Origin of the sequence: Aureisphaera galaxeae, assembly GCF_028561275.1 — a bacterium.
In the GTDB taxonomy this organism is placed as follows: domain Bacteria; phylum Bacteroidota; class Bacteroidia; order Flavobacteriales; family Flavobacteriaceae; genus Aureisphaera; species Aureisphaera galaxeae.
In genome coordinates this window covers 907647-930904 of sequence record NZ_JAQQTF010000004.1, presented here as the reverse complement: position 1 = coordinate 930904, position 23258 = coordinate 907647, and the positions used below count along the sequence as shown (strand labels likewise).

The 23258-nt window shown below is 40.0% G+C and carries 25 protein-coding genes; 8 read left to right on the top strand and 17 right to left on the bottom strand.

All coding sequences use genetic code 11. The features are described 5' to 3' along the window. Positions 1-69: 69 nt before the first annotated feature. From POV27_RS09540 to ectA, 9 genes are all read right to left on the bottom strand, one after another. Positions 70-1233 (bottom strand): helix-turn-helix domain-containing protein, encoded by a 1164-nt coding sequence (locus tag POV27_RS09540; protein ID WP_272862525.1) that lies wholly within the window; start codon positions 1231-1233, stop codon positions 70-72. A gap of 83 nt (positions 1234-1316) precedes the next feature. Further along, positions 1317-2876: an amino acid adenylation domain-containing protein gene (locus tag POV27_RS09535; RefSeq protein ID WP_272862524.1), complete on the bottom strand. Its 1560-nt coding sequence runs from the start codon at positions 2874-2876 to the stop codon at positions 1317-1319. Further along, on the bottom strand, positions 2833-3198 hold the full coding sequence (locus POV27_RS09530) for a cupin domain-containing protein (protein WP_272862523.1): 366 nt from the start codon (positions 3196-3198) through the stop codon (positions 2833-2835). Before POV27_RS09530 ends, POV27_RS09535 begins: the two co-directional genes overlap by 44 nt. An 11-nt stretch (positions 3199-3209) precedes the next feature. After that, entirely contained in the window at positions 3210-3902 is a 693-nt protein-coding gene (locus POV27_RS09525; RefSeq protein WP_272862522.1) for a GAF domain-containing protein, read from the bottom strand. Then, a complete protein-coding gene (locus POV27_RS09520) occupies positions 3899-4771 on the bottom strand; it encodes a PAS domain-containing protein (RefSeq protein ID WP_272862521.1) in 873 nt (290 codons plus the stop codon). Before POV27_RS09520 ends, POV27_RS09525 begins: the two co-directional genes overlap by 4 nt. A gap of 1 nt (position 4772) precedes the next feature. Beyond that, the gene (locus tag POV27_RS09515; protein WP_272862520.1) at positions 4773-5624 is read right to left on the bottom strand and encodes a class-II aminoacyl-tRNA synthetase family protein; all 852 of its coding nucleotides are present in this window, start codon (positions 5622-5624) and stop codon (positions 4773-4775) included. Further along, positions 5625-5873: a phosphopantetheine-binding protein gene (locus POV27_RS09510; RefSeq protein ID WP_272862519.1), complete on the bottom strand. Its 249-nt coding sequence runs from the start codon at positions 5871-5873 to the stop codon at positions 5625-5627. A gap of 3 nt (positions 5874-5876) precedes the next feature. Continuing rightward, the gene (locus POV27_RS09505; protein ID WP_272862518.1) at positions 5877-6764 is read right to left on the bottom strand and encodes a diiron oxygenase; all 888 of its coding nucleotides are present in this window, start codon (positions 6762-6764) and stop codon (positions 5877-5879) included. After that, positions 6761-7279: a diaminobutyrate acetyltransferase gene (ectA, locus tag POV27_RS09500; protein WP_272862517.1), complete on the bottom strand. Its 519-nt coding sequence runs from the start codon at positions 7277-7279 to the stop codon at positions 6761-6763. The genes POV27_RS09505 and ectA overlap by 4 nt, the downstream gene beginning before the upstream one ends. Before the next feature lie 325 nt (positions 7280-7604). Here ectA and POV27_RS09495 point away from each other — a divergent pair, with 325 nt between their 5' ends. Together POV27_RS09495 and POV27_RS09490 are read left to right on the top strand one after the other, a co-directional pair. Further along, positions 7605-9053, top strand: coding sequence for a S8 family peptidase (locus POV27_RS09495; RefSeq protein WP_272862516.1), 1449 nt, complete (start codon positions 7605-7607; stop codon positions 9051-9053). A gap of 36 nt (positions 9054-9089) precedes the next feature. Next, positions 9090-9938, top strand: a complete 849-nt coding sequence (locus tag POV27_RS09490; protein WP_272862515.1) for an endonuclease/exonuclease/phosphatase family protein — start codon at positions 9090-9092, stop codon at positions 9936-9938. 6 nt (positions 9939-9944) lie between these two features. Here the strand turns inward: POV27_RS09490 and POV27_RS09485 are convergent, their stop codons facing one another. Beyond that, entirely contained in the window at positions 9945-10544 is a 600-nt protein-coding gene (locus POV27_RS09485; RefSeq protein ID WP_272862514.1) for a porin family protein, read from the bottom strand. A 120-nt stretch (positions 10545-10664) separates the two neighbouring features. On the opposite strand from POV27_RS09485, the gene POV27_RS09480 reads away from it, so the two are divergent. From POV27_RS09480 to POV27_RS09470, 3 genes are all read left to right on the top strand, one after another. Beyond that, the gene (locus POV27_RS09480; protein WP_272862513.1) at positions 10665-11579 is read left to right on the top strand and encodes a helix-turn-helix transcriptional regulator; all 915 of its coding nucleotides are present in this window, start codon (positions 10665-10667) and stop codon (positions 11577-11579) included. 77 nt (positions 11580-11656) lie between these two features. Continuing rightward, positions 11657-12181, top strand: a complete 525-nt coding sequence (locus tag POV27_RS09475) for a nuclear transport factor 2 family protein (protein ID WP_272862512.1) — start codon at positions 11657-11659, stop codon at positions 12179-12181. A 1-nt stretch (position 12182) separates the two neighbouring features. Then, the gene (locus POV27_RS09470) at positions 12183-13619 is read left to right on the top strand and encodes an alpha/beta fold hydrolase (RefSeq protein ID WP_272862511.1); all 1437 of its coding nucleotides are present in this window, start codon (positions 12183-12185) and stop codon (positions 13617-13619) included. 51 nt (positions 13620-13670) lie between these two features. Here POV27_RS09470 and POV27_RS09465 read toward each other — a convergent pair whose 3' ends face one another. From POV27_RS09465 to POV27_RS09450, 4 genes are read right to left on the bottom strand one after another with little or no spacing between them, the layout of a single operon-like run. Continuing rightward, positions 13671-15071: a TolC family protein gene (locus POV27_RS09465; protein WP_272862510.1), complete on the bottom strand. Its 1401-nt coding sequence runs from the start codon at positions 15069-15071 to the stop codon at positions 13671-13673. Further along, complete coding sequence (locus POV27_RS09460; RefSeq protein ID WP_272862509.1) at positions 15068-16426, bottom strand: HlyD family secretion protein; 1359 nt, start codon at positions 16424-16426, stop codon at positions 15068-15070. Before POV27_RS09460 ends, POV27_RS09465 begins: the two co-directional genes overlap by 4 nt. Before the next feature lie 4 nt (positions 16427-16430). Further along, a complete protein-coding gene (locus POV27_RS09455) occupies positions 16431-18092 on the bottom strand; it encodes a peptidase domain-containing ABC transporter (protein ID WP_272862508.1) in 1662 nt (553 codons plus the stop codon). Between the two features lie 12 nt (positions 18093-18104). After that, positions 18105-18773, bottom strand: coding sequence for a TetR/AcrR family transcriptional regulator (locus POV27_RS09450; RefSeq protein WP_272862507.1), 669 nt, complete (start codon positions 18771-18773; stop codon positions 18105-18107). A gap of 119 nt (positions 18774-18892) precedes the next feature. On the opposite strand from POV27_RS09450, the gene POV27_RS09445 reads away from it, so the two are divergent. Further along, positions 18893-19207, top strand: a complete 315-nt coding sequence (locus POV27_RS09445) for a hypothetical protein (RefSeq protein ID WP_272862506.1) — start codon at positions 18893-18895, stop codon at positions 19205-19207. A gap of 35 nt (positions 19208-19242) precedes the next feature. Here the strand turns inward: POV27_RS09445 and POV27_RS09440 are convergent, their stop codons facing one another. From POV27_RS09440 to POV27_RS09430, 3 genes are all read right to left on the bottom strand, one after another. After that, on the bottom strand, positions 19243-19917 hold the full coding sequence (locus POV27_RS09440) for a response regulator transcription factor (RefSeq protein ID WP_272862505.1): 675 nt from the start codon (positions 19915-19917) through the stop codon (positions 19243-19245). 2 nt (positions 19918-19919) lie between these two features. Beyond that, positions 19920-20708, bottom strand: a complete 789-nt coding sequence (locus POV27_RS09435) for a sensor histidine kinase (RefSeq protein ID WP_272862504.1) — start codon at positions 20706-20708, stop codon at positions 19920-19922. 678 nt (positions 20709-21386) lie between these two features. After that, positions 21387-21911, bottom strand: a complete 525-nt coding sequence (locus POV27_RS09430; protein WP_272862503.1) for a hypothetical protein — start codon at positions 21909-21911, stop codon at positions 21387-21389. 206 nt (positions 21912-22117) lie between these two features. On the opposite strand from POV27_RS09430, the gene POV27_RS09425 reads away from it, so the two are divergent. Together POV27_RS09425 and POV27_RS09420 are read left to right on the top strand one after the other, a co-directional pair. Further along, positions 22118-22789, top strand: coding sequence for a hypothetical protein (locus POV27_RS09425; RefSeq protein WP_272862502.1), 672 nt, complete (start codon positions 22118-22120; stop codon positions 22787-22789). 33 nt (positions 22790-22822) lie between these two features. Beyond that, positions 22823-23257, top strand: a complete 435-nt coding sequence (locus tag POV27_RS09420; protein ID WP_272862501.1) for a hypothetical protein — start codon at positions 22823-22825, stop codon at positions 23255-23257. Position 23258 lies beyond the last annotated feature (1 nt).

Genomic DNA, 23258 nt, shown 5'->3' with positions numbered 1-23258 from the left:
GTCGTAAACTGCCTAATTTTAAGGGCTCACATCCGTTCGGAATTACAATAGTGGAGAAATTGGAGAGTTTTATCCCTTATTTTGCTTCATAAATTGGGTAGGGGATATGCCCACATGTTTTTTGAAGGCATTGTAGAAAGTAGATTTAGAATTGAAACCTACCGATTGTCCAATGGCCTCGACCGTTAGATGAGCATACTGGGAATCCAACAGCTTACCTTTGGCCACTTCGATACGCTTCTGATTGATATAATCGTTGAAATTATATCCTGTTTCTGTGTTGATGATTTTGGAAACAGCATTGGCATTTACATCCAAATGTGAAGCCAAGGATTTTAGGGACATTTCTGAAGAGAGAAAGGAAAGTCCCTCCTGCAAATACGTTTCAATGTCTACAAAGTCCACCCCATTAGAAGTAAGGGTTTCATATTTATCGGCGATCCAAGAATTCTCGAAGAACCGTGATTCTGAAAGAATGAATACTGAACTTACAAAGGTGAGTGCAGCCATAAAAATCACAATGTAATGATCCCCTGCATCGTCGTCGTAACGCAGAAAGATGAAGAGCAATACCCCAAGCAGCAGAACGAGGGATAAGACCGAGTTCCGGGTAAATACATATTTATCGACCTTCACCTTTTGGGTAGCAGGTTTTATTGTTTTTCGCTTTTTCACAAGGAGTAAAATGCAGAGCACTATATAAACTGAAACGCTAATAAGGATCAACCAGCGGAATTCACTTTTAATTAATTGATATTTATAGGTAGTACCTTCGGGGACGGCTACCATAGGGATAGCATCATGATAGGCATCTAGGTAGGCATTGAGCTTGACTTCCAAAGGACTCGTATAATATCCAATCTGAGTGAGCATGTATAGTACTGGCAGCAAAAAGTGCATCCAGTGTGTTTTTAAGCGTATCGGTTTACGCTCTAACAAGGCATATGTAAAGAAATAGATGGAAGGTACGATAAGCAGTACCAAAGGTTCCGTGGAATCATTTGCATGTAGGGTATATTTCATAAGCCCCGTATAGCAGAGATAGGTGTCCGTACAAACGATGGCTTGAATGAGCAATGCCCAACCAAAAATGCGAATGGCCGATCCTGCCTTAGAGCGCACAAAAATGACTAAACTTAGAAAGTACGCCTGTACAATTCCCAAAAACATAATGTGCGAAGCCAGATCGTGGCGAATGGGTATCTGATCTATGATGTGCTGTAGACTCTCCAATGGATCGTAATAAAGCCTAAAAATAAGGAATTGGAGGGGATGGGAATGCCTCTAAGACAACATTAATACTGCGTGCCATACACCTAATTCATCGCCAATTGTTTAAAATCGGTTTTTCCATTGGAAGCGATGGGGATACTATCTATTTGTACTATTATGTTCGGAATCATATACTTGGGTAGGTATTTCATCAAATGGATTTGAAGCCTCACAACGTCCATTTTAAGTTCATCTTCCATAACGACAAATGCTTTCAACTTGTCTATTTCTCCGTTCGCTTTCGTTGGAAGTACGACAGCCTGTAATACGCCTTGAACCTCTTTCAACCGAAATTCTATTTCTTCCAGTTCTACCCTGAATCCCTTAATTTTGATCTGTCGGTCGATTCTACCATGAAAATATATATTGCCATTCTCATCCCGGGAACATAAATCTCCAGTTTTATACACCGTTTCCTTTTCTGAAAATGGATCCGGGATGAAATTATGAGCAGTTAGTATATGATTATTGATATAGCCATGGGTAACACCAACACCGGAAATCCAGAGTTCACCTTTCCTTCCATTAGGATGTAATACCCCATCGTCATTTACGATATATGCTTTCATACCCTGTATGGGTTTACCTATTGGAATAGATGTCCCAGCCGTTAATTGTGAATGCTTTAGTTGGGTAGCGATGGAGATATCGGTGCATTCCGTAGGGCCGTACATATTATATAGAGAGCAGGAGGATTCTTTTTTCTGAAACCAATCGGCCAAATGCGCGGGATTTATGGTTTCTCCTCCCAAAATCAAGGCCTTTAAAGAATTTAGCCCTTTGTATTCATTTCGACTTGCCAGATATAATACTTGATAAATGGCTCTTGGAACACAATTAATGTGGGTTATTTGTTCATCTTGAATTCGCTTTAAAATGCGTAAAGGATGGTATCCTGCCTTATCACTCATGACAAGGGTTCCCCCGGAACAGAGGGTGCCGAAAATGTTTTTATACATTGCATCGGAAGTAAACGGAATCATGATCAAGGTCCTGCTCGATGGCCCGATATGGCAGAATTCCCGATACCAATGACATAGATTGGCAATACCCATATGGGAAACCCTGACCCCTTTGGGTTTCCCACTAGATCCTGAGGTGTAAATGATATAGGCGTGCTTACCTGAAAGTAATTTGAACGAGCCATTTACAGGGGTAAATGGTACATTCATCTGAATTTGGACGAAGCCCTTGGTTTCTGGAGATACTGCTCCATTTTCAGTAAGAATAAACCGAACCTTGCAATCTTCGAGTTGTGCTGATACCATTTCATTAGGCATCTCTAGAGAAATGGGAAGCATTACGCCACCTGCGCCTAGAATACCTAGTATGCCTACGATTAGATTTGAATTATGAGAGCTTCGAAAGGCTACTACATCGCCTTTCTTTACCCCTTTATCAAGTAAGAGAGCACTTAAATGATAAACTTGTTCCAGCAGCTGTGCATAGGACATAGCCTTCCCAGCACCATCAATAAGGGCAACTTTATCCGGATGGGAAAAGGTTACCTTTTCAAATTGCAGGTGAACAGGAAGAAAATCTGTGGTTTCGGACGCCTTTTTAGCTATGGTAGTGAATGTTCCATTTTCCCCCAGAAACCTCATTGGCCTCGTAGATTCCATCTTCACTTGCCGAGGAAGAAACAAAAACCAGTTCGCCTCCTTCGCTTTCCCATCCATGTGGTTCTTCGGGCTTAAAGTATCCCGCTGCACCTGGTCCAACCGCAGACTTTCCACTAGGTGTAACTATCGCACCTTCTCCTGCAATAACTACATAGGATTGCCCAAATGGGTGGGAGTGTAGAGGAATATTTCCTCCATTTAAAATCGTAACTCGCTGCACTTCCATATCTGCCCCTTGACTCAAGGTTTTTGCATAGGTGTTGTCAGCTCCTGGGACTTTTTGTCCTAAATCTTGCTTACTCATATTGCTTAGTTTTAAATTTTATAACTATGATTGTATGTATTGTGACCTTCTTTGTAGAAGGTTGAAATTTTTCTGGCTTTCTCGTTTTTAAATCTTTGATTTTCATGGTATAATACACTGCGTTCTACCGCCAGGCTCACCCTTCTTCCCAATTCTTCGGCCAATGCCATCTCTGCAGGTCCATAAAGACGTTCTTCACTGCTTTCGAGCGACAATATCTCCATGGTTCCAATGCAACCACTGGGTAACACTAAGGGTACAATAAGTGCCGACCGCACCCCTAAATTGGATAGAATAGATTCAGGCCCCTCATTTGTATTTTGAGGAGTTGTCTTATAAATTCTTGGTGTTTTTGAAGCCACTATGCTCCGTTTGCCTCCAGCATCCTTTTGCGTATACGGTCTAAAGGCCTCACCAATTTTTATATTCATAGCTGGGTCGAGCCCCGCCATATGCTGTTCAGTCACGTTTTGAACCCTTCCCGGTCCAAAGAACAAGTCGATACTAAACCAATCCCCTAAATAAGGGACTGCGATTTCACCTAACTTTGGGAATGTATCGTAGAAGCTCGTATCGCTCATGAGTATTTTGCTACTCTCTACTAAAAAACCCAAAAACTCCTCAACTTTTTTGCGACCCACAATGTAGGTCATGGTCTGTTTCCAGAATTCTTGTTTGGTATGGCTCGCTGTAGCTAATTTCATGCCTGTATATCTTCATTTCTCGGCCATACAAATCCATTTGTCGTAGATGTTTCAGTCGTCGTATCCAAAGGATAGGTAAAGCATCGGGTATTAATAAACTCACCATTTTCCATCCTTGAATTGGAACAAATACTCACCGGGAAAGTAGTTCCATCTTTACGCACCAACTTCGCGCTGAAATTCACCAAGGGGCGATTATCCAACAGTCGGGTAAGCATTTCTTCGATGACTGCCTGATCTGCATGAAACTTCATAATGGGCTGGCCAATGTACTCTTCTGGTGCATCTTCATATCCCATGGACTTCAGTTCTGCTTGGTTGGCCCAAAGAATAGTACCGTCGGGACCTACTATATGAACGGGAATACTTCCCTGCATGAAGAAATCCTCCAGTTCGGTAAAGCGGCGTTTTTTTTCATCCTCGTTCAAGCCAGCAAGGAGATCATTAACGTTGACAGGGTTTGCTTTTTGTTTTTCTGAAAAATCCTGAATGGACTCCGCAACAGGTTTTGTAAAACAGCGTGTATTTACAAAGTCACTTCCATCCATTAATGAGTTGGAATAAATCGCCACGGGAACGGCATCTCCCTCAACAGACTTAAGATTTGCCTTGTAACTCACCAGAGGACGATCGTGTATTAATCGATCCAGCATATCCTCAATGACAGCCTGTTCGGAATGAAATTGAGCAATGTGTTTGCCAATATAGCTTGCAGGGTCGTTTTCTAGACCAATCGGCGTATAATCTGCCTTATTGGCTCTTTTTATAATACCATCGCCTCCTACGATATGGAGTCCGATAAGTGCATTTTCGAATAAATCTTCGAATCTTACAAGGTCTTTTTCCTGATAGTTTGTTGCTTCGTTCATATTATTGAGCATTAATATTGAGATAGTTATTTAACAATTGAGTAATGGTGGTCATATCGGAGCCATACTTGTCCTTTAGGCTAAGCAGCCAGTATTCTGGGATGACTCCCAAGCAACCAGCAAAGGCGTATCTTCCGTTGGATAGTTTTACGTTTAACCGTTTACAGAAATAATTACGATGAAAATTGGTATGGCATAATGCTGGGAAAGATTTATACATGAATTCTTTGTCAGCCAAAAACAAGGCTTTTACCTTACCCAATTTTGGATCTTCTATATAGTTCGGGGCTTGCGATGGCTGTTCTCCTAACTCCAATCCCAATGCTGTTCCCAGCTCATACACGAATTTTTCGGAGGATTTGAGAGCATTCCGTACTTCTTGAGAACCGCCCATGAACACAAATTTTCGCTGTGTAAATGTGAACATACGTCCTGTGGACGAATAGGGAGGCTGATTTCGGAAACATTTTGTCTGTGTCGAAATCCGGACCATTTCATCAATTTCCTGATCCCGTTGCGATATATAGGCGTGATAGCACGCTGCTGGGTTTAGGGCGTATTGTAATGGCTCCGCGTTGTTTGCATAACTACCCTCGGATGGATTCGTGTAAGAAGGTATAGCCGATAGGAAAACGGCCTGCGTTGGGTGATCTTCAAAATAGTTGATCGTCTCCAAGTCTTTTATAGAGATAATGGGAGGGAAGCTTATTTCTACAGTTTTCATTTTCTTCCCCCAAACAAGGAAACACTGCTCCAGTAAATCCATGAGTGTTTTATCTGCCTCATTTACCAGCAATAATGCCTCGTCTAACACTTGACTTTTTTCTTCGGAAATTGATAATTGCGTTTCCATTTAGAAGAAGTTTTTAATGATTGAGTTGAGGGTTCTAAACTTATCCAATTCCATTTCGAAGGAAGTAATTTCGGCTCCCCTTAGATCCTCTATTAGCATTAAAAAGCTCACAAATTCTAGCGAATCGATAAGGCCACCGTCTATAAGGTCTTCATTTGGAGAAATGTCTTCAACGCCTTCATTGGCATCCAATTGAAGTAACCAAGTCTTTAGGGTATCTAGTGTTTTTTGATGCGTTAATGTTAGCATGCCTTAAATATTTATAGTTGCTGTAAACCCTAGCCTGTCTTCAAAAAAGTGAAGGGTATGCTTTAAAACCGTTCTATGAAAAGCTTTCCGCTCAGGATGTTCGAGTAAACGGTTCCTGAGTTTGAGGGGTTCCTTAAATCCCGCATTGCGATAACAAGTGGGGTTATAGAAACCTTCCAAACTAAATTGAATGTACCGAACCAGATATGCTTCAATTTTCTTCATATCTTTTTTGGAATGCTTCTGCAAAAGTTCATTGTAGAATACTTCGGTCAATACTTTCCCCATACTAATATGCCGACTCTCATCCTCGTAGTGCACGCGGTTTATACTTTGTACAATCTCAGGTAACCGACTGTCCTTCATCATATATTTATTGTAGTAATGCCCGATCTCTTCGAAAATCAGAATCTGTGAAAAGGTGATGAACCGTTGGATTTCGGCAGGGTAGGATGAATCGAATCGGAATCGTTTATACGGCATAATCTCTCCTCCGTAGCGAAGACAGAATTGGGCAAAAAACCACATATGCTCATTTTCTTCACCCAAAAAGTGATTTAAATAATCCGAATATTCCTCAAAGCCTGGTTGATATATGTATTGAAGTACAGCAGTTAATAACTCCCGTATCCCATGAACATTGATACTGTAAAAATTAAGACTCTCCCATTTACAAAGAGCCATGAATTGAGTGTCGTCTATAGTATCAAAAGGAATTACCTTATAAATGGACAAAAGCTCTGGACTCATCCATACTTGATCGTTTGGAAGGGATTCGGACCAATTAAAATCTTTGTAGGGATTGTACTCCCTTTCCATACTCTGGCCAACCAGTTTTTGCATGGTCTTGGCCGCTTTGGCTTCTATATTTGATTGTGCTTCCTTTTTCATAAGGGACCTATCCTTAATAAATATTCGTCTTCATGGGATGCTTCCCTAAATAGGGATGCAGGAAATAGGAGCGATTTCACCACAGTGGTACTTCGCTTAGCCGCAAAGGCTTCAAAAAAAGCAAGGGAACCTTGGTTTCCAGGACATACTGTGGCTTCAAGAAACTTAGCCGTAGGAGATAACCTAGCGATGATACTTTCGATCATGGCTTCAGCAACACCTAATCGCCTGTACTGCTTGTCGGTAGTGATTTGCCAAACGAACAAGGTATCTTCCTTTTCTGGAGGAATATATCCGCATAGCGCTCCGATCATCTTTTCTCCATCTTCGACCACTGTACATGTTTGTGCATAATGCGCACCCATTAGCATATAGCAGTAGGTAGAATTTATATCCAATACTCCAGAAGCGCTCACCAAATGATGTATGTTGGCGGCATCTGATGGGCGAGGGGGGCGAAAAGTGAAATCGTCATAATTCTTTTCGGCTATATCCGAATGAATGGGTTCTGTCAATATTTGTTTTATCGGGCACAAAAAGTATCCACTTTAAAATTTTCATATGAATAAGACAGAATCATAGTCATATACAATATGACATAAGATTCATTGGGTATAATAACTAGAACTAAAAAATCAATTGGGTAAGGACCGAATCGATGGGGAAGTGTTCTATAAAAGTAAGGAATAAAACCCATAAACCGCTACGGTAAAACCGTAGTTTTCAACATGTTTTCAAAAACTCAAAGAAGTTGGTATTGATAAATATACCCTGTATTGGGTATTCCTGTGCTTATGATTGAAATAGATATTTACCCTATCAATTTCAAAAATCTAAGCCATGAATTCTAAAGTAATCTGTTCTATAAAAGAAGATGTAAATATCAATGACATCTTACCCAACCTTCCTGCTTCCAATCAGCAACAAATAGGAATAAAAAGACTGTACGATCTATCTGATAAAATGAAGGAATTCATGAACGAGCGGAACGCTGTTAATTCCCTAACTGGATTTTCCGATGAAGAATTGCTGACTCAGATACTCAAAGAAATGCCTAACTATGAAAAAAGGCTGTATAACACTTTTGAGCTCGACTTACCCAACGGAATCGATGTAGAAGAACTTATAAAGTATCTCAATGACCATGATATGGTTCATTATGCCGAATTGGATGAGATAAACTATAAGGAAGAAGTGGTTATGGATGGGGAGATTCCGAACGATCCCTTATTCAATGACTTATATGGTTTACAAAAGTTGGAATGCCTTACCGCATGGAAAAAAACAGAAGGAGAAAACGTCATAGTGGCGGTGGTAGACAGCGGTGTAGACTACAATCATCCCGACATACAGTCTAATATGTGGACCAATGCAAACGGAGAGTTTGGGTATAATTTTGTAAACAATACTCCAGATCCCATGGACGATGATGGTCATGGCACCCATGTGGCTGGGACTATAGCCGCTACGGGAAATAATTCCATCGGCATTGTTGGAGTAGCGCCTAAGGCAAAGATTATGGCGGTTAAAGGGCTTTCCCCATCGGGTGGCTCCAGTTTAAACCTTTCACGATGTATTAAATATGCCGTAGACAATGGCGCCCATATCATCAATAACAGTTGGGGTCCTGGTAGATCACAAAGTGTAAGGGATGCGATCGAGTATGCCGATAGAAAAGGGGTAATCACTCTTTTTGCGGCGGGAAATGCCAATATGAAAGTGACGCCAGATATGGCAGCCGGTAATACGCGTGTCATTTCAGTCGCTGCTGTGAACCGACGTGATTCTCGCGCTTCTTTCTCTAACTTCGGCACTAAGGTCGATGTTTCTGCTCCCGGTGTTTCCATTAAATCCTTGCAGCATGGGGGCAATATGTATTCCGTAAAAAGTGGTACTTCTATGGCTTGTCCACATGTAGCGGGTTTGGCCGCACTTATTAAATCTATGGAACCGGACATAAAGAGAACTGCCCTCATGAAACTGCTGCAACAAACTGTAGATCCCCATTATTCAGATCAAAATAAACCTATAGGTGAAGGACGTGTTAATGCAAGGAAATCGGTAAAACAGATTGCGGTACCGACACAAGCCGAAGCGATGGTAACTTCCTATGATGCCGTGATCAATGAATCCGCACAGATTTACCTCATCAACCTATACTTCAAACAAAAGGAGCTAAAAGAAGAACTAAAATTCAATTCTATTGGAGAGTTAAGTGCTTGTCTAGATATTATGGAGACCAAGAAGATGGCTTATTCATTCGATGATCAAACAGTACGGTTCTTTTAAGCCGGGTGTATTTTTTAATTATTAAAACATGGAACTATGAATTCGAGATATTTAAATGTAGGATGTTGGAATATAGAACACTATGGCAAGTCTACCGATGATAATGATGAGAATGAGTACGCATTGGCAGAGCATATTGAACTTTCGGGCGTAGATATTCTAGCATTGCAAGAACTATATATTACCGATTCCACCAACATGGAGAACAGACATTTAAGGAAGGCCTTAGACTTGATTGAAGAACACACAGGTAATTCTTGGGAATACGAGATATTCCCGAATAAGAATGCTGGTGATAAAAGTCAGCTGTGCGGGGTTGCATGGAACACAGCTCGGGTGACCAAGGAGGAGACCTATAAGATTCCTGTAAAAACTCATGTGATGCATGAAGGCAAGCGCTTGGGGTTATGGGATCGAACTCCGCATGCGGTTAAGTTCGCTACAGAACCTGGCAAAACCGATTTGGTGGTGATCCCTATTCATATGAAATCGAATGTAGGGAGAAGGCACGAAGTAATTCTGAAGAGAAAATATGAGGCTGAAACTTTGATTGATAATATTGGAAATGTAGTAGACAAATTGAATGATAAAGACATTGTTATTCTAGGAGATACGAATTGTAAATCCAGAAGCGAAGAGGCCATACAAGCATTTGTTAAGGGTGGTTTCGAGGATTTAAACGAGGATGACATCCCTACTTTCGTTCGTGGAAACGAAGCACCTTTTGATAGGATTTTTATTCCCCAATCTGAAGAGAGAAAGGCATTCTGGTATAGCAGGCAATACATTTTGCGCGCCGCGAGTCCCTTGGCTCACGATACATACTTATCCGATCATTATTTGATCAAGACCATGGTAAAAATCCGATCTGATGATAATCGATAGACACGTTTAGTTAAACCATCGACCTACAGAGAATTGAAAAGCAAGTATCGTAGAACCTTCGGTATCACCGGCATCGTATCTAATCACGTCAGAGAGTTTTAAATTAGTCCTGAATTGTACAAACCAATCTTGAGTAACGTCATAAGTAACACCAGCAGTGAATCCAGGAGCAATTCTCTTAAAACGGTTTCTATTTTTGGTATCTCCATTAGAGAATTTTGTTCGCTCAGCAATCTTAACACCCATATGGATTCCACCATCTATACTCAAAGGTTCAGCAACTTGATACTTAACGAGGAAAGGGAGATTCAAGTATATGACTCGTTCGTAGCCTTCATTTAGGTTCTGTCCTTCCCCTGACACATGGGGTTCTACGCTCAAGCTCCATGGATCGATTACCTTTTTGTCAATTACTGCACCGGCATTGGCAAAAAAGAGGAAGGAATTATCCCCAACGTCGCCATACATATTGGAAAGGTTAATGCCTGCTTTGGCTCCAAATTCCCATCCGCTAAAGAAACTGCCGGAGGATGTATCCTCTTGGGCGGACAGGGGAGTAACGATAAGTAACGTACAAATGATCAAAATATGGGTTAAACATTTCATGGTATGGTGTATTAGTTAGTATCGTTTCCAATACATCGAAACACTTCAAAAATGTCATCAGTTGCATAGAATCCAATAAGCGAAATATCTTTACTAAAAAAGAAAATGTAGATTTGATATGTGCAACACTTCAAGACCATAGAGGACTATTGTAAGGCGATCCAGATTGCTCCTCCCAAGCAACCCTATTTCGATATTCGGAGTTTTGAAGAGAACATGCCTACTGTTGTGGCCAATATGGAGCCATTTAAACACGAGTTCTTTGCCATTGCCATCAAGGTAGAGGGATCGGGGAAGGCAATATCCGGACACCATACCAATTTTCCTGATGGCGCCACTGTGTTTTTCAATTCACCCTTTCAAATCATTTCATGGGATATATTGCCCGATTGGGAAGGGTACTACCTTATCTTTTCGAAGGAATTTATTACCCAATCCAAGCATCTACAACAATTGCTTATGGAGTTTCCCTTTTTGAAGATCGACAGATCCATCCCCTTCGAGGTGAAATCCAAGGAAGTTTCAAAATTGCTCTCTGTTTACGAAGCCATTTATGAAGAAAACAGAACTCTGAAAGAAGATTCTTTGGCTATTATCGAGGCTCAGGTATTGGTTTTACTGAACTTCGTAAAACGGTTTTTCAATGCACAAACCAATAAAGAAGAAGCCTTAGAAGAATTTCGAAAGGCGGACATTCATTTACTATCCCGATTTCAAACCGCTATAGAAACCAGTTTTTATAATTCGGATACTTTTTCAAAAAAGACGCATTCTCCTAGCTATTATGCCGAATTGTTAGCTGTACACCCCAATCACTTAAATGCCATCGTAAAGCAGATCACAGGACATACCGCGAAGGCGCACATTAACAAACACATCTTGCGTTTGGCAAAATCACGACTACTGCAAACCGATATGAGCGTAAAAGAGATTGCTTATTCTTTACACTTCGAAGCCCCTAACAACTTCAGCAGTTTTTTCAAGAAAAACACAAATCAGACCCCAAATTCCTTTCGGAAAACCCAACATCTTTGATTTTTATACTTCTTGGTTTGATTCCATAATCCCTTTCGAGTAAGGCGATCGCATCTTTGCACTGTAAAACACAATGAATGATGAAAACAGTGACAATGATGATGATATTCCTATTGGGATGTCAGAATCCACAAAAAACAGCGATGACTATGGATGAAACAAGCAGAATACAAGAGACCGTTACAAAATTGTTTGTTGGCTCGGACAATAGAGATTGGAATGGAGTGGAAGCCCAATTTGCTTCGAAAGTACTATTGGATTACTCCTCGATGACGGGGAACACAGCTGCCGAAGTAACACCGAAGGAGATCACTACTGCATGGAAAACAGTGCTGCCCGGTTTCTCCCATACACACCACCAGATAGGAAACTTTATAACCAAAGTAGATGAAGATGAAGCGAAATCTTCCTGTTACGGAACCGCCACGCATTACCTAGAAGATGAAAATGGAAGTCTATGGACCGTAGTGGGTAGTTATGATTTCGACTTGAAAAAAATAGAAAACGATTGGAAGATTAGCGCTATGACCTTTCATTACAAATACCAGGACGGAAATGGAAAATTGGTTGAAAAGGCCATTGAAAATGTAAAGAATAAATAAGATGAAAAAAGGAATCCTTATAACATTAAGCATGCTGCTTTTCGCATGTTCAGGATGGGAAGAAAAGCAAGCGAATCAATTAATTATGAATAACGAAATAGCAACAAAGAACAAGGCATCGGTGAAAGCATTTTTCAAAGCTCTTGAAGATGAAAGCGTAGACGATTTGGTGGCTCTATTTGCTGAAGATGCCAAACATATCAATCCATACCATTCGGATATCTTTCCGAAAGGAGCCAACGGAAAAGAAGGCATACGAGCCTATTGGACACCTGTATTTCCAAACTTTGATGGAATGAACTTTCCCATTGAGCAAATCCATGCGATGGAAGATCCGACGATGGTCTTTGTTCAATATACAGGGAATATAAAACTGAAAGATGGAGCAGGAGTATACAGTAACGAATATTATTCCACTTTCAAGTTCAATACGGAAGGTGAGATTACAGAATATGTAGAAATATTCAATCCCATAGTCGCTGCCAAGGGCTTCGGATTGTTGGATCAAATTAAACTAACAGACAATAAGATGAAAAAAGTAAATTTTAAAAGCGAAGGATTAAATATCGTAGGGAATTTATACTATCCTGCCAATTACGAAGAAGGAAAGCAATACCCAACTATTGTATGCTCCGGAAGTTGGACCACGGTAAAGGAACAAATGGCAGGACTATATGCGGAACGCTTTGCTCAAAATGGTTTCATTACTCTTGCATTCGACTTTAGAAATTTTGGTGAAAGTGAAGGGGTGCCAAGATCTTGGGAAAATCCTGAAATGAAAATCCAAGACATTAATAATGCCATTGAATACATAAAGACATTGCCAGAGGTAGATAATACGAACATTGGAGCTTTTGGTGTCTGCGCAGGCTCCATGTATACTTTGATGGCTGCGGCAGAGAATGATGATATTAAAGCTGTGGCCACGACCGCTTCCTGGTTACACGATGCGGAAGCCGTAAAATGGTTTTACGGCGGGGAAGAAGGAGTTCAAAACAAGATTGAAATGGCAAGGAAAGCCAAAAAGAAGTATGCAGAAACAGGAGAATTCACCTATATCAAGACCATTTCCACTACCGATGAAACGGCGGCCATGTACGGGGAATTCGATTACTATTTAAACCCTAATCGAGGGGCCATTCCCCAATGGAACGCCGATCAGTTTGCTGTAGCTACTTGGGAAGATTGGTTAACATTGGATCCGTTTCCATCGGCCAAAAATCTTAATAAACCGGTATTCATGGTACATAGCGATGGTTGTGTATTACCAGATTATACCAAGAAGTACTTCGAAACCATTCCATCAGGTAACAAAGAATTGGTTTGGGTACCGACCGACTTGGATTCTCCCATGCATCAGTTCGCTTTTTACGATCAAGAAGCGGAAGTAAGCTTGGCGGTTCAAAAAACCAGCACTTTCTTTCAAAAGAATCTTTAAGAAATAAAACAAATTGAAAGGTGAGGACCTACTATGATTGGGTCCTCACTTTTATATTGAAATGCCTATAGCATTATACAGTTTGGCCAACGCTTTCAAGGATTTAATTTGAAGATTATTCTCTTTTAAACTAGCTTCTATAAGTTTCTGCTCTCTGGAATTAATAAGAAAGAGTGAGCTTTCGCCCAATTCGAACTTCCGTTCTTCGGCGCTGACCAAAGTCCTGTAATCGGTAACGATATCGGTAATCAATGTCCGCTGTCTCTCTAAGGAGGACACTTCTTGATTGGCAGCTACGATCTTATTCTGAAGCACCAAGGAAGTATTCATTCTATCCAAATTGGCACCGTTTAATTTCACATTCGCCAAGCGAACATCCCCACGTTCCTTTCGCAAGAACAAGGGCAATCGAAAGGTAAGCCCTCCTTTATATTCGCCGGTATTAATGGTATTGAGATTATCGGTTTCTTCTGTAAGGAAATTGTATTCCAAGCGTAGTGTAGGTAGTAACTTGTTACGTTTCAGGGAACGATCTACTTCCAGTCCTTTAATTTTTTCGTCCATGCTACGCAGTTTCGGATGACTAGCGATAAGGGCATCTATATCTTCAGTATTTATAAGATTCAAAGAAGTCTCTAAAAGTTCCATGGATGGCATTTCGGGAATTACATTCTCTTGAATTTCCAAAGGCACATCCTCCAACCACAGAAATGTACTGGCCTTCAAAGCTTTTTGCAATCGTTTTAGGCGGGCAGCCTCTAAATTAAGCAATCGGTTTCGGTAGGTTATACGTGCTTCAGTACTATCTATGGCCGCAATATCACCTGCATTAACACGCACTTTCACACCTTCAAATCGTTGTAGGGCATTGTTTAAAAAGGAATCATAAATGCGTTCTTCGTTGTAGGCTTCCATCCAATCCAAATAAGCTTTGGTGGCTTCAAAGATGAGATTGTTAAGTAGTACATCCCTGTCGGCTTTGGTTTGCTCCCTAAAGAACTTTGCCTTCTTCAAATTGGCCATTCGTTCATTGATGACGAATCCTTTTCCTAGGTCCAAAGAAACCCCAGCACTGTACAATCCATCTTCGGTTCCGGACAATTGTCGATTCAAAAAGTTGCCAGTATTCTGTTCAAAACCAGCCCTGAATTCCAATCCGTACCATGTCGGTATTTTGAAGGTAGTATTCAGGATGTCCCAATATTCTGTCCCTTTGAATTCCTTGCGGTCATAATCCACTTCAATCTTAGGATCGAAACCACCACGTGCTTTCAACAAAGTGGCCTCACCTTCGGTGAGACGAAGATTCGCCTGTTTCATAATAGGGTGGTGCTCCTTTAAATAGCCAATGTATTCTTCATACGACAAGACATTGGATTGACTTTGTGTCAATACGGGTAATGAAGAAGCCAAAAAAATCAGTAATAGTAGGTGCTGTACGAAACGCATCATTTCTTATCCAATTTGGAGGTTTCTTTATTGTTTTCGGGAACATAATAGTTGGGTGGAAATCCGTTCAGTTTTCGCCAAACTTCGTATCCAATAGGAACATCGTCCAAAAGTGCCATAGTGAAGGCCCCCGATCCGACACGCACATTTTCAGGCCAAACCCCTTCCGTTTCATCCGGAGCGATAAGTACCCTGAATTTTCCATTGTCACTAATGAAGGTTTCAATAGCAACAATCTCACCTCCAAAGGTTCCATAGGAAGCATTGGGCCACCCACGGAAGAAGATAGCGGGCCATCCATCGAACTGAATACGCACCTTTTCTCCCAAATGGAGTAGGGGAAGGTCTAATGGTTCTACGTAGGTCTCAACGGCCAGGTCGTATTCTGCAGGCATAATACTGACTAGTTTTTCACCTTCCTTAAAGGTTTCCCCAATTCCAGCTCGCAATGCTTTATTGATGAATCCACTTTGTGGAGCCGTGACATAATACATGGAACTCCGAATACGATAATTGGTTGTCTGATTCTCTAGTTTAGCAACTTCTGCCTCCGTTTCAAATTTGGATGAAGCGGCCGTGGCTCGCTCACTTTGAGCTTTGGCAATCTTATCGGCATACTCCGCTGTGATTCGGCTTACTTCTACTTGTGCATTGATCAATTGGTTACGACTGGTCATTAACTTATTCTCTTGCGAAATAAGTTTAGCCTGCATTTCCTGCTGCTTCAATCGCTTGGTTTCTACATCGGTAATGGCCTTCAAACCTTCTTCTTGCAATTGAACCGTACGCTCGTATTGACGTTCTGCAATTTTATAATTGGTTCGAACCGCTTCCAGGTCAATACTGTCCGAAACCACTTTCAATTCGGTCTGGCGCACTTTATTCCTTGCCTGTTCTAGCTTCAATCCACGTTCACGTCCCAAAGCTCCTATCTGATTGTCTAAAGCATTGATCTTTTCTTCATAAGAACCTACCGAACGTGTTTTGGCTTCTTGTTGTTGAAGGGTACGATCTACCAAATTGGGATCCTGATATTCCGTTTTTATTTCTGAAATATGCAGTATGGTATCCCCTTTCTGAACAAAGTCACCTTCGCGTACATACCATTGTTCAATCCGCCCGGGAATAGGGGATTGGATGGTCTGCGGTCGTTGATCTGGTGTCAGCGTGGTTACATAACCATTCCCCGTTACGTTTTGGGTCCATGGAAGGAACAGGATAACAACTGCGATCACAGAAAACGCGATCAAAAACCTATTGAAGTATGGGTAGTGATCGGGTTTATGAGCCTTAGAAAAGGCTTTATATCCCTTAAGGGTTACCTGTTTATTTACATTATTATGGGTTATGTTCAGCATCTTATTACTTGTTATAAAGTGTTTTATCCTTCAATAAAAAGGTGCGATTACATTTGGTTTTCCAAAGTGGATTTCTACTGGATACAATTAGGGTCCAAGGATGTCCAGGGGCAATGAGATAGTTAATAATTCTTTCTACTTCCTCTTGTTCAAAATATTCCAAAGGGTCCTTGAGCAGCAGTAATTTGGGTTCATTAATGATTGCCCGTGCCAACACAATACGTTTAGAAATGGTATGGGGTATCTGTTGCCCTTCCGGGTACATCATAGTATGCAGTCCTTTGTACTGATCTTTCACAAAGTCCATCAATCCCACGGCATGAATCACTTCATTCAATCGTTCCATGGTGATACTGGGATCATTCAAGGTGATATTTTCCATGATGGTGCCTTCAAAAGGAAGCTGTTCTGGCAATACCTGACCTACGACCGATCGGAAGGCATTGGTATGCACCCCTTCAATAGCATTGTCATTAATGTAGAAACTTCCACTGGTAGGCATGATAAGCCCTGATAGCATTTTGAGCAAGGTAGTCTTCCCGGATCCAGATCCTCCCGACAATACAATTCGTTCTTTAGAAGTAAAGCTTATGGAAATGTCCTTAAGGATCGTTTTCCCTTCTGGTGTTATATAGTCTACGTCCCTAAGCTCTATGGTTAAGGAGTCTGAATGTGATAACGGATCTAGCCCTTGTTGGGGTTCCAAATCCTTGTCTACTACCTGTCCAATCTTTTCTAAGGAGGTTAGGATGTCATAAAAGGTTTCTAGCCCCGTGATAAGCTTTTCAACTGAACCTATGAGTAATAGTATGATTATTTCGGCCGCTACAAACTGACCTATATTCATTTGTTGGTTAATGACCAATAGTCCACCAATAAGCAGTAGACCTGCCGTCACCAGAACCTTAAACCCGATCATTTGGGAAAATTGAAGTAGCAGTACTTTAAAATGGCTTTCCCGAGCGTCCAGATAAGTGGCGGTATGCTCGTCGTTACGCTGCATAGCCAAATGGGTCTTGCCGGAAAGCTTGAAGCTTACCAAGGATCGGGCAATTTCCTGAATCCAATGCGCCACCTTATACTTGGCCTTGCTTTCGGCCAAACTCGTTGCCAACCCGCGTTTTGCGGTGTATCGGAATAGAAAGTAAATGAGCGCTACCAATAGTATTCCGTAAATGATAAAAAACGGGTGATAGAAGGATAGGAGCAACAGTCCGAAGATGATCTGCAAGGCCGCGGCAGGGAAATCAATTAATACTTTAGACAACCCTTTTTGTACGGTGAGCGTATCGAAAAAGCGATTGGCCAGCTCTGGAGGGTAATAGCTTCGGATTTCGCTCATTTTTATTTTGGGAAAACGATAGGCGAATTCAAACGAACTACGCATGAATATCTTCTGTTGAATATTTTCCAGAATGCGAATTTGCATCAATTGTAATCCACCTTGAAAGCCCACGCCAATAGTAACTAGAATCACTAGCACAATCCAAGACGTACTTAACTGCGCCCCCTGTATGAGGTTGATAATCGCTTGAATTCCTAAGGGTAATGAGAGTGCTACCAGACCTGCGAAGATGGCGTAAAATATAATTTGCCGAATATCCCTTCTATCCAGTTTTAAGAGCCCCACGAAGCGTTGCCAGGGGGTCATAGTGCCGTTTTCCATAGCCAGTATTTGTTATGAGATTGTTTTAAAAACCAAGTCCGTGTAGAATCGAACTACATTGTTTTTCCCTTCTTCAAAATCGGTAAGTGAGGGGAGGTGTTCGGAGAAATATCGCTGGTGATGGGAACCTTCGATTACGGTAGATATAAGCATATGTGGAAACTCGAAAGAAGGGTTTATCTCCAATACCATTTCGCTCACACGCTGCACAACTCGTTTGTAGGTTTTATAGAAGCCTTTTTCATTCTCAGCATCCACATCTTTGGTAAGGTAGGCCTTGCTCGATTCGGCTATGATGATCTTATATAGGAGGACCTCGTCGATATAGGAAAACTTTTGATCCTGAGTAACCCTCTTGGTAAGCATTTCTATGGCCGTACGGAGTTTTTCCACAGGGCTTGTCATGCTATGCGTCATAAAAACGAGATGATACTCCATCCAGCTCCAATACCAATTTACAAGATAGATAAGGAGGGTGTGCTTGCTGTCGAAATAGCGATAAATGGAACTTTCGTTGGAACCGATAGCGACTCCTAGTTTCTTGAATGTGAAAGTCTCGAAGCCCATTTCGGCCATCATTTCGATGCTTTTGGAAACAATTCTACGACCTAACTCTGAAGACTCAGGATCCTTTGAGTAGAGTAGTGGGTTAATGGTAATCTGAATTCCTAATCTGTCCATTGTTTAGTTGATTTGAAAACAAATTTAATAGTAATACTATCAATATATAAAAGTTTAACTAATTTTTATGAGTGTATGGGTGTCGATTCGATAATTTTGAATCAACAAAACCTTACACTATGATGTCACTACAAGTTGTTTCCGAAGACCGAGAATTACTACAGGAAGTCGCTGATTTTCTGTTGGATGAACACTTAATCGCCAATGCGTTGATTAGTGGGGAAGCAATCTATAAAATCAATGAAGGAGATAAGATCACTGATACGGGAGTATACCATTTAAAGGCGATTTCTAAATCCTTATTATTTCGGAAAATCAATCATAAACTCCGCGAAAAGTATGCAGAACGAACGCCTTTGTTGTACTCGGAACCGATTATCTTAATAGATCCTATTCAAACAGAATATTTACTGAAATGGTTGGCGAAGGTGTGATAAAGTGAGGAAGAGAAGTGGTTCGGAAATAGATATTAAATATCCACCCAGCCTCTTTTAATAGCGTAGATGACAAGACCCACGCGGCTTTTGGTGCCTAGCTTTTCAAAAACGGAGTTGCGATAACCATCGACAGACTTTTCACTTACACACATGATATCGGCAATCTCTTTATAGGTCAATTCGCTACAGGCATGTTTGATGAAAACCTGTTCCCGCTCTTTGAGTTCATGAAACTGCAGGTAAGAGTCCATTTCCGGAATACCGTATTGAAAGGAATGCACCAATTTACCGGTAATGAAATCGGTGTAGTAGAAGCCTTTTTCGTGGATAGCTGTCAACGCCTCCCCAAGTTCTTTTAGCTCTACATCCTTGCTTAAATATCCTTTTACACCCAAACGAAGCATTTGTATCATGGTTCGTTCACGGCCTATCATACTTACTACAAGTACTTTTACAGAAGGGTAGGTACTGTGCAACCATTTAACCGTTTGGAAACCGTCCATTCCCGGCATATTGATATCGAGTAGCACAATATCGGGAAGTATGGCAGGGTTTATTCTTTGCTGTAGATCTTCCCCGCTAACAGCGTCGAATAAAATAGAATAGTTACCATTGAGCCCATGGATAAGACTCATGAGCCCTTTGCGGAAAAGATTGTGATCATCAACCAGCCCCAGTTTGATTGAATCGACCTTAGTAACAGACATAATTAAAGTTGCAACGTAATGATAACAGCTGTACCCTGTTGTTTTGGAGAGGTAATAATCTGAAGATTGGCTCCTATAAGTTCTGCACGATGGTGCAAATTCTTTAAGCCGGAACCGGTTTCGTCCAATTTCTCCCTCAAATTGAATCCAATACCGTCGTCATTAAATACTAATGTAAGGAATTTTTCTTGTATCGATATATTCATTTGCAATACTTTAGCATTGCTATGTTTTAGGGTATTATTGATAATTTCCTGGGACATCCGATATAGGATGGTAGCTTTATCGGGGTCTAAATTCAACTGCTTACCACTAACTTGAAGGTTGGCTTCAAAGTTGTCTATTTTATTCAGTCGCTCTGCTTCCAGCTTCAATCCTTCTAATAACCCATATTGGGTAACGTGTTGGCTGTTAAGACTTAGCGATAATAGTTTAAGGTCTTTTAGTAGTTGCTTTATGAGCTTGGAAGATTCTTCAATTTTATCTTCCGCTTCTTCTTTTTTATCAAGATTTAGTGTACTAAGGTAGATTTTTATAACACTGGCAATTTGGCCAATATTGTCATGCAATTCTTCAGACAGGAACTGCATGGTTTGCTCTTTTATTTCGAGTTGGGATTTAAAGAGGGTGGATTTAAATTCGGACTGAAGTAATTCCCGTTCCCGTTTGTATTCCCTACGCCTTTTAAAGTACAATGTAGTAAAGGCAACGATAAAAGTGCTTAACACAAACAGAAGGAGAGAGCCTGCTATTATGGCTATGATGAAGTCTGTATTATTTTCATTGTTCATAGGATACCTCCGTCGTTAATTTAATGTCTCCTCTACCAATAAAGATAAAACCAAATGCAATTAGTAGAAACTTTGCAATATTGAAAACATGGTGTATATGCCAAATACCTGACAATTTGGGGTAGATTTCCTGCTGATTTGTGATAAAGCCCCAAAGGGCATATACAAAAATGGTACAGGTAGTATAGAAAAATAACCCTATTACAAAAATGGAATTTGAGTTTAATAGTCTCCGATTACCAAGATCCCTTTGGTACAACTCGTAGATATACAATAGAATCCATGCGGTAAAAAGTATATTATTAAAGCAGACCCATTCGTGGAGAAAGCGATTCCCAAACCCATCGGACCCAATAAATAATAGTCCAAGGGCAACACCTATCCCTAAGGATATATGTAAAATGGTTTTGTAGATTTTTGTCTTAATGATGTTATTGAAAAACATAAAAAGAAAACAAAGCTCTAAACAAATATGGGTATTATAAAAGTAGGGGAGTAGTGGGTTCCCTTTGCCAACAACGGCACGGGTAATTTGGGCAATACAGGAAGCAATGATCAATAAAAATATCCATCGGGAGCTTTTGTCCAACTTATTTAGGTAAATAAGCCCGACAATAAGCGGAACTATGCAGCTCCAGATGGATATTTGATTAAATGAGTTTTGAATATTGAATAGAATTATAGCATTATTAGTTCTTTCATTAATTCAACTCCCGCATTGTCATGAATATTATTGGGTGGCGGTGGCACCATTATATTCATTTTACCTTCAGATTGAATAAGTTCGCTGACTTGAACATAGTTAAGATCGTCAACAACCTGTTTTGGAGGATATTGATATCCCGGATCTAAGTCACTTATAATTTTTAATTTAACCCCTTGTCCTTTCCAAGTGTCATCTTTCACATAGCCAATGGTCATTACGGTGAATTCCCCTTCTTTTATTTTACCACCCCCTTCGTTCGTAGTATGAGCACCAAGAGCAACTAAGACATAATCAGCTTCTTTTGTGACTATCAAATCTAACATAGACTTCTTCGAAAATATGAAAGCATTTTTCTTGTTTTTAATAAACTCATCTCTACCACCAGGGTCCGTTCCTAATGGTCTTCGTTCCACCGCTTCAGAAAGATCATTATATCTTTTAAGTAACGCTTCAGCGGTTACCAAATTAATTGGTCTTCCAAATTCAACTTTTGACATAATATAAAAATTTTTAAGATTAATAATAGCCAAACCTAACCTTTAAAAAGATTTTAAAATATTAATAAACAGATAATTAGGTCTTTTCTTGCTCGTCTCAAGGATTTTCTTCTTTAAGCTTTAGGACGTTCCCTATTTAAATAATCATTGGACTGATTCAACTTTGAAATCAATAACCATATGTAATAATTGGAAATAATTTTATCATGAAAACATATTTAATTATTGGACTTTATAGTCAAATAAAAAGTATAACACCAAACACTAACTCCTTAAATTCCTGGATACTATCTAGCATCATTATAATTGGTTTTGCTGTAATAGGATTCGCCATTTATTCGGGTAAAAGAAGCAACAACAATGATCCACATCCCCTCGGCTTGCCTGCTGGATCCATAAGGGCTACGATGGCCTTATCAATTGTTATTCTATTTGTTCTACTCTCTCTTTTCTTTTTTAACAATATGAAAACTGAACAAAAGGATATGGCAGAAAACGTACTGGCCATTATTGGTGTATTGGTAACTGCAATTTCATCATTCTATTTTGGTATTAAAGCTACTGAGCAAGGAAGTAAAATTGCCAAAGATGTATTCCAGGACAAAGCTTTAGATGAAAAGCTCAAAAGTGTTTCAGCTTTGGTGATTCAAAAGGCAATTGCTGAAAACAAAGATACTTGGAAAGAAAAGTACAATGCTTTAGATATAAAATTGGGTAAGAAGGAATCCGGCAATACCCAATTTGAGTTAAACTGTATTTTATTCATTGTTGAAAATAAGACTAATCAGTCTGATAAAGGCAAGAGGATACCTCCAATATTAAAAGTCACTTTAAATAGTGTCGAATATAGTATTCCAACTGATGTCAAAGAGGATTAATTCTAGTACAAATTCTAAAAAAATTAACTTAAAATGATAAAGAGCATATTTAGAAACCTCGATTTAAACAATTTTGATCAAACTTCCTTAGATCTTTTAGTAAATGAAAACTTAATTACCTCGTCTGTATATCTGTCGTTCTCATTTACAAAGCGAAGAAAAATAGTCCTTTACCAACTTTATGTTAAAGTAGATGGTAAGACCCGAAATCTATTATCTGATGGTAAAGCCATTAAATCATCCAATGGGAATCTAGTAATACAATTAGGAGAATTTGAACCTAATAAGGATTTGGAGATAAAATTTGAGATACTTGGGGTTACAGCAGTACCGAATATTGTAGCTGTCATTTACCAAAATAATCAGAAGAAAGCTACTCAAGTACTTCCAAAAAAAATAGGTGACACTCAAAAAATAGAAAGAGGAACGCCTCCATTAAAAGGTAATATTAAATACAATGTTAAATAAC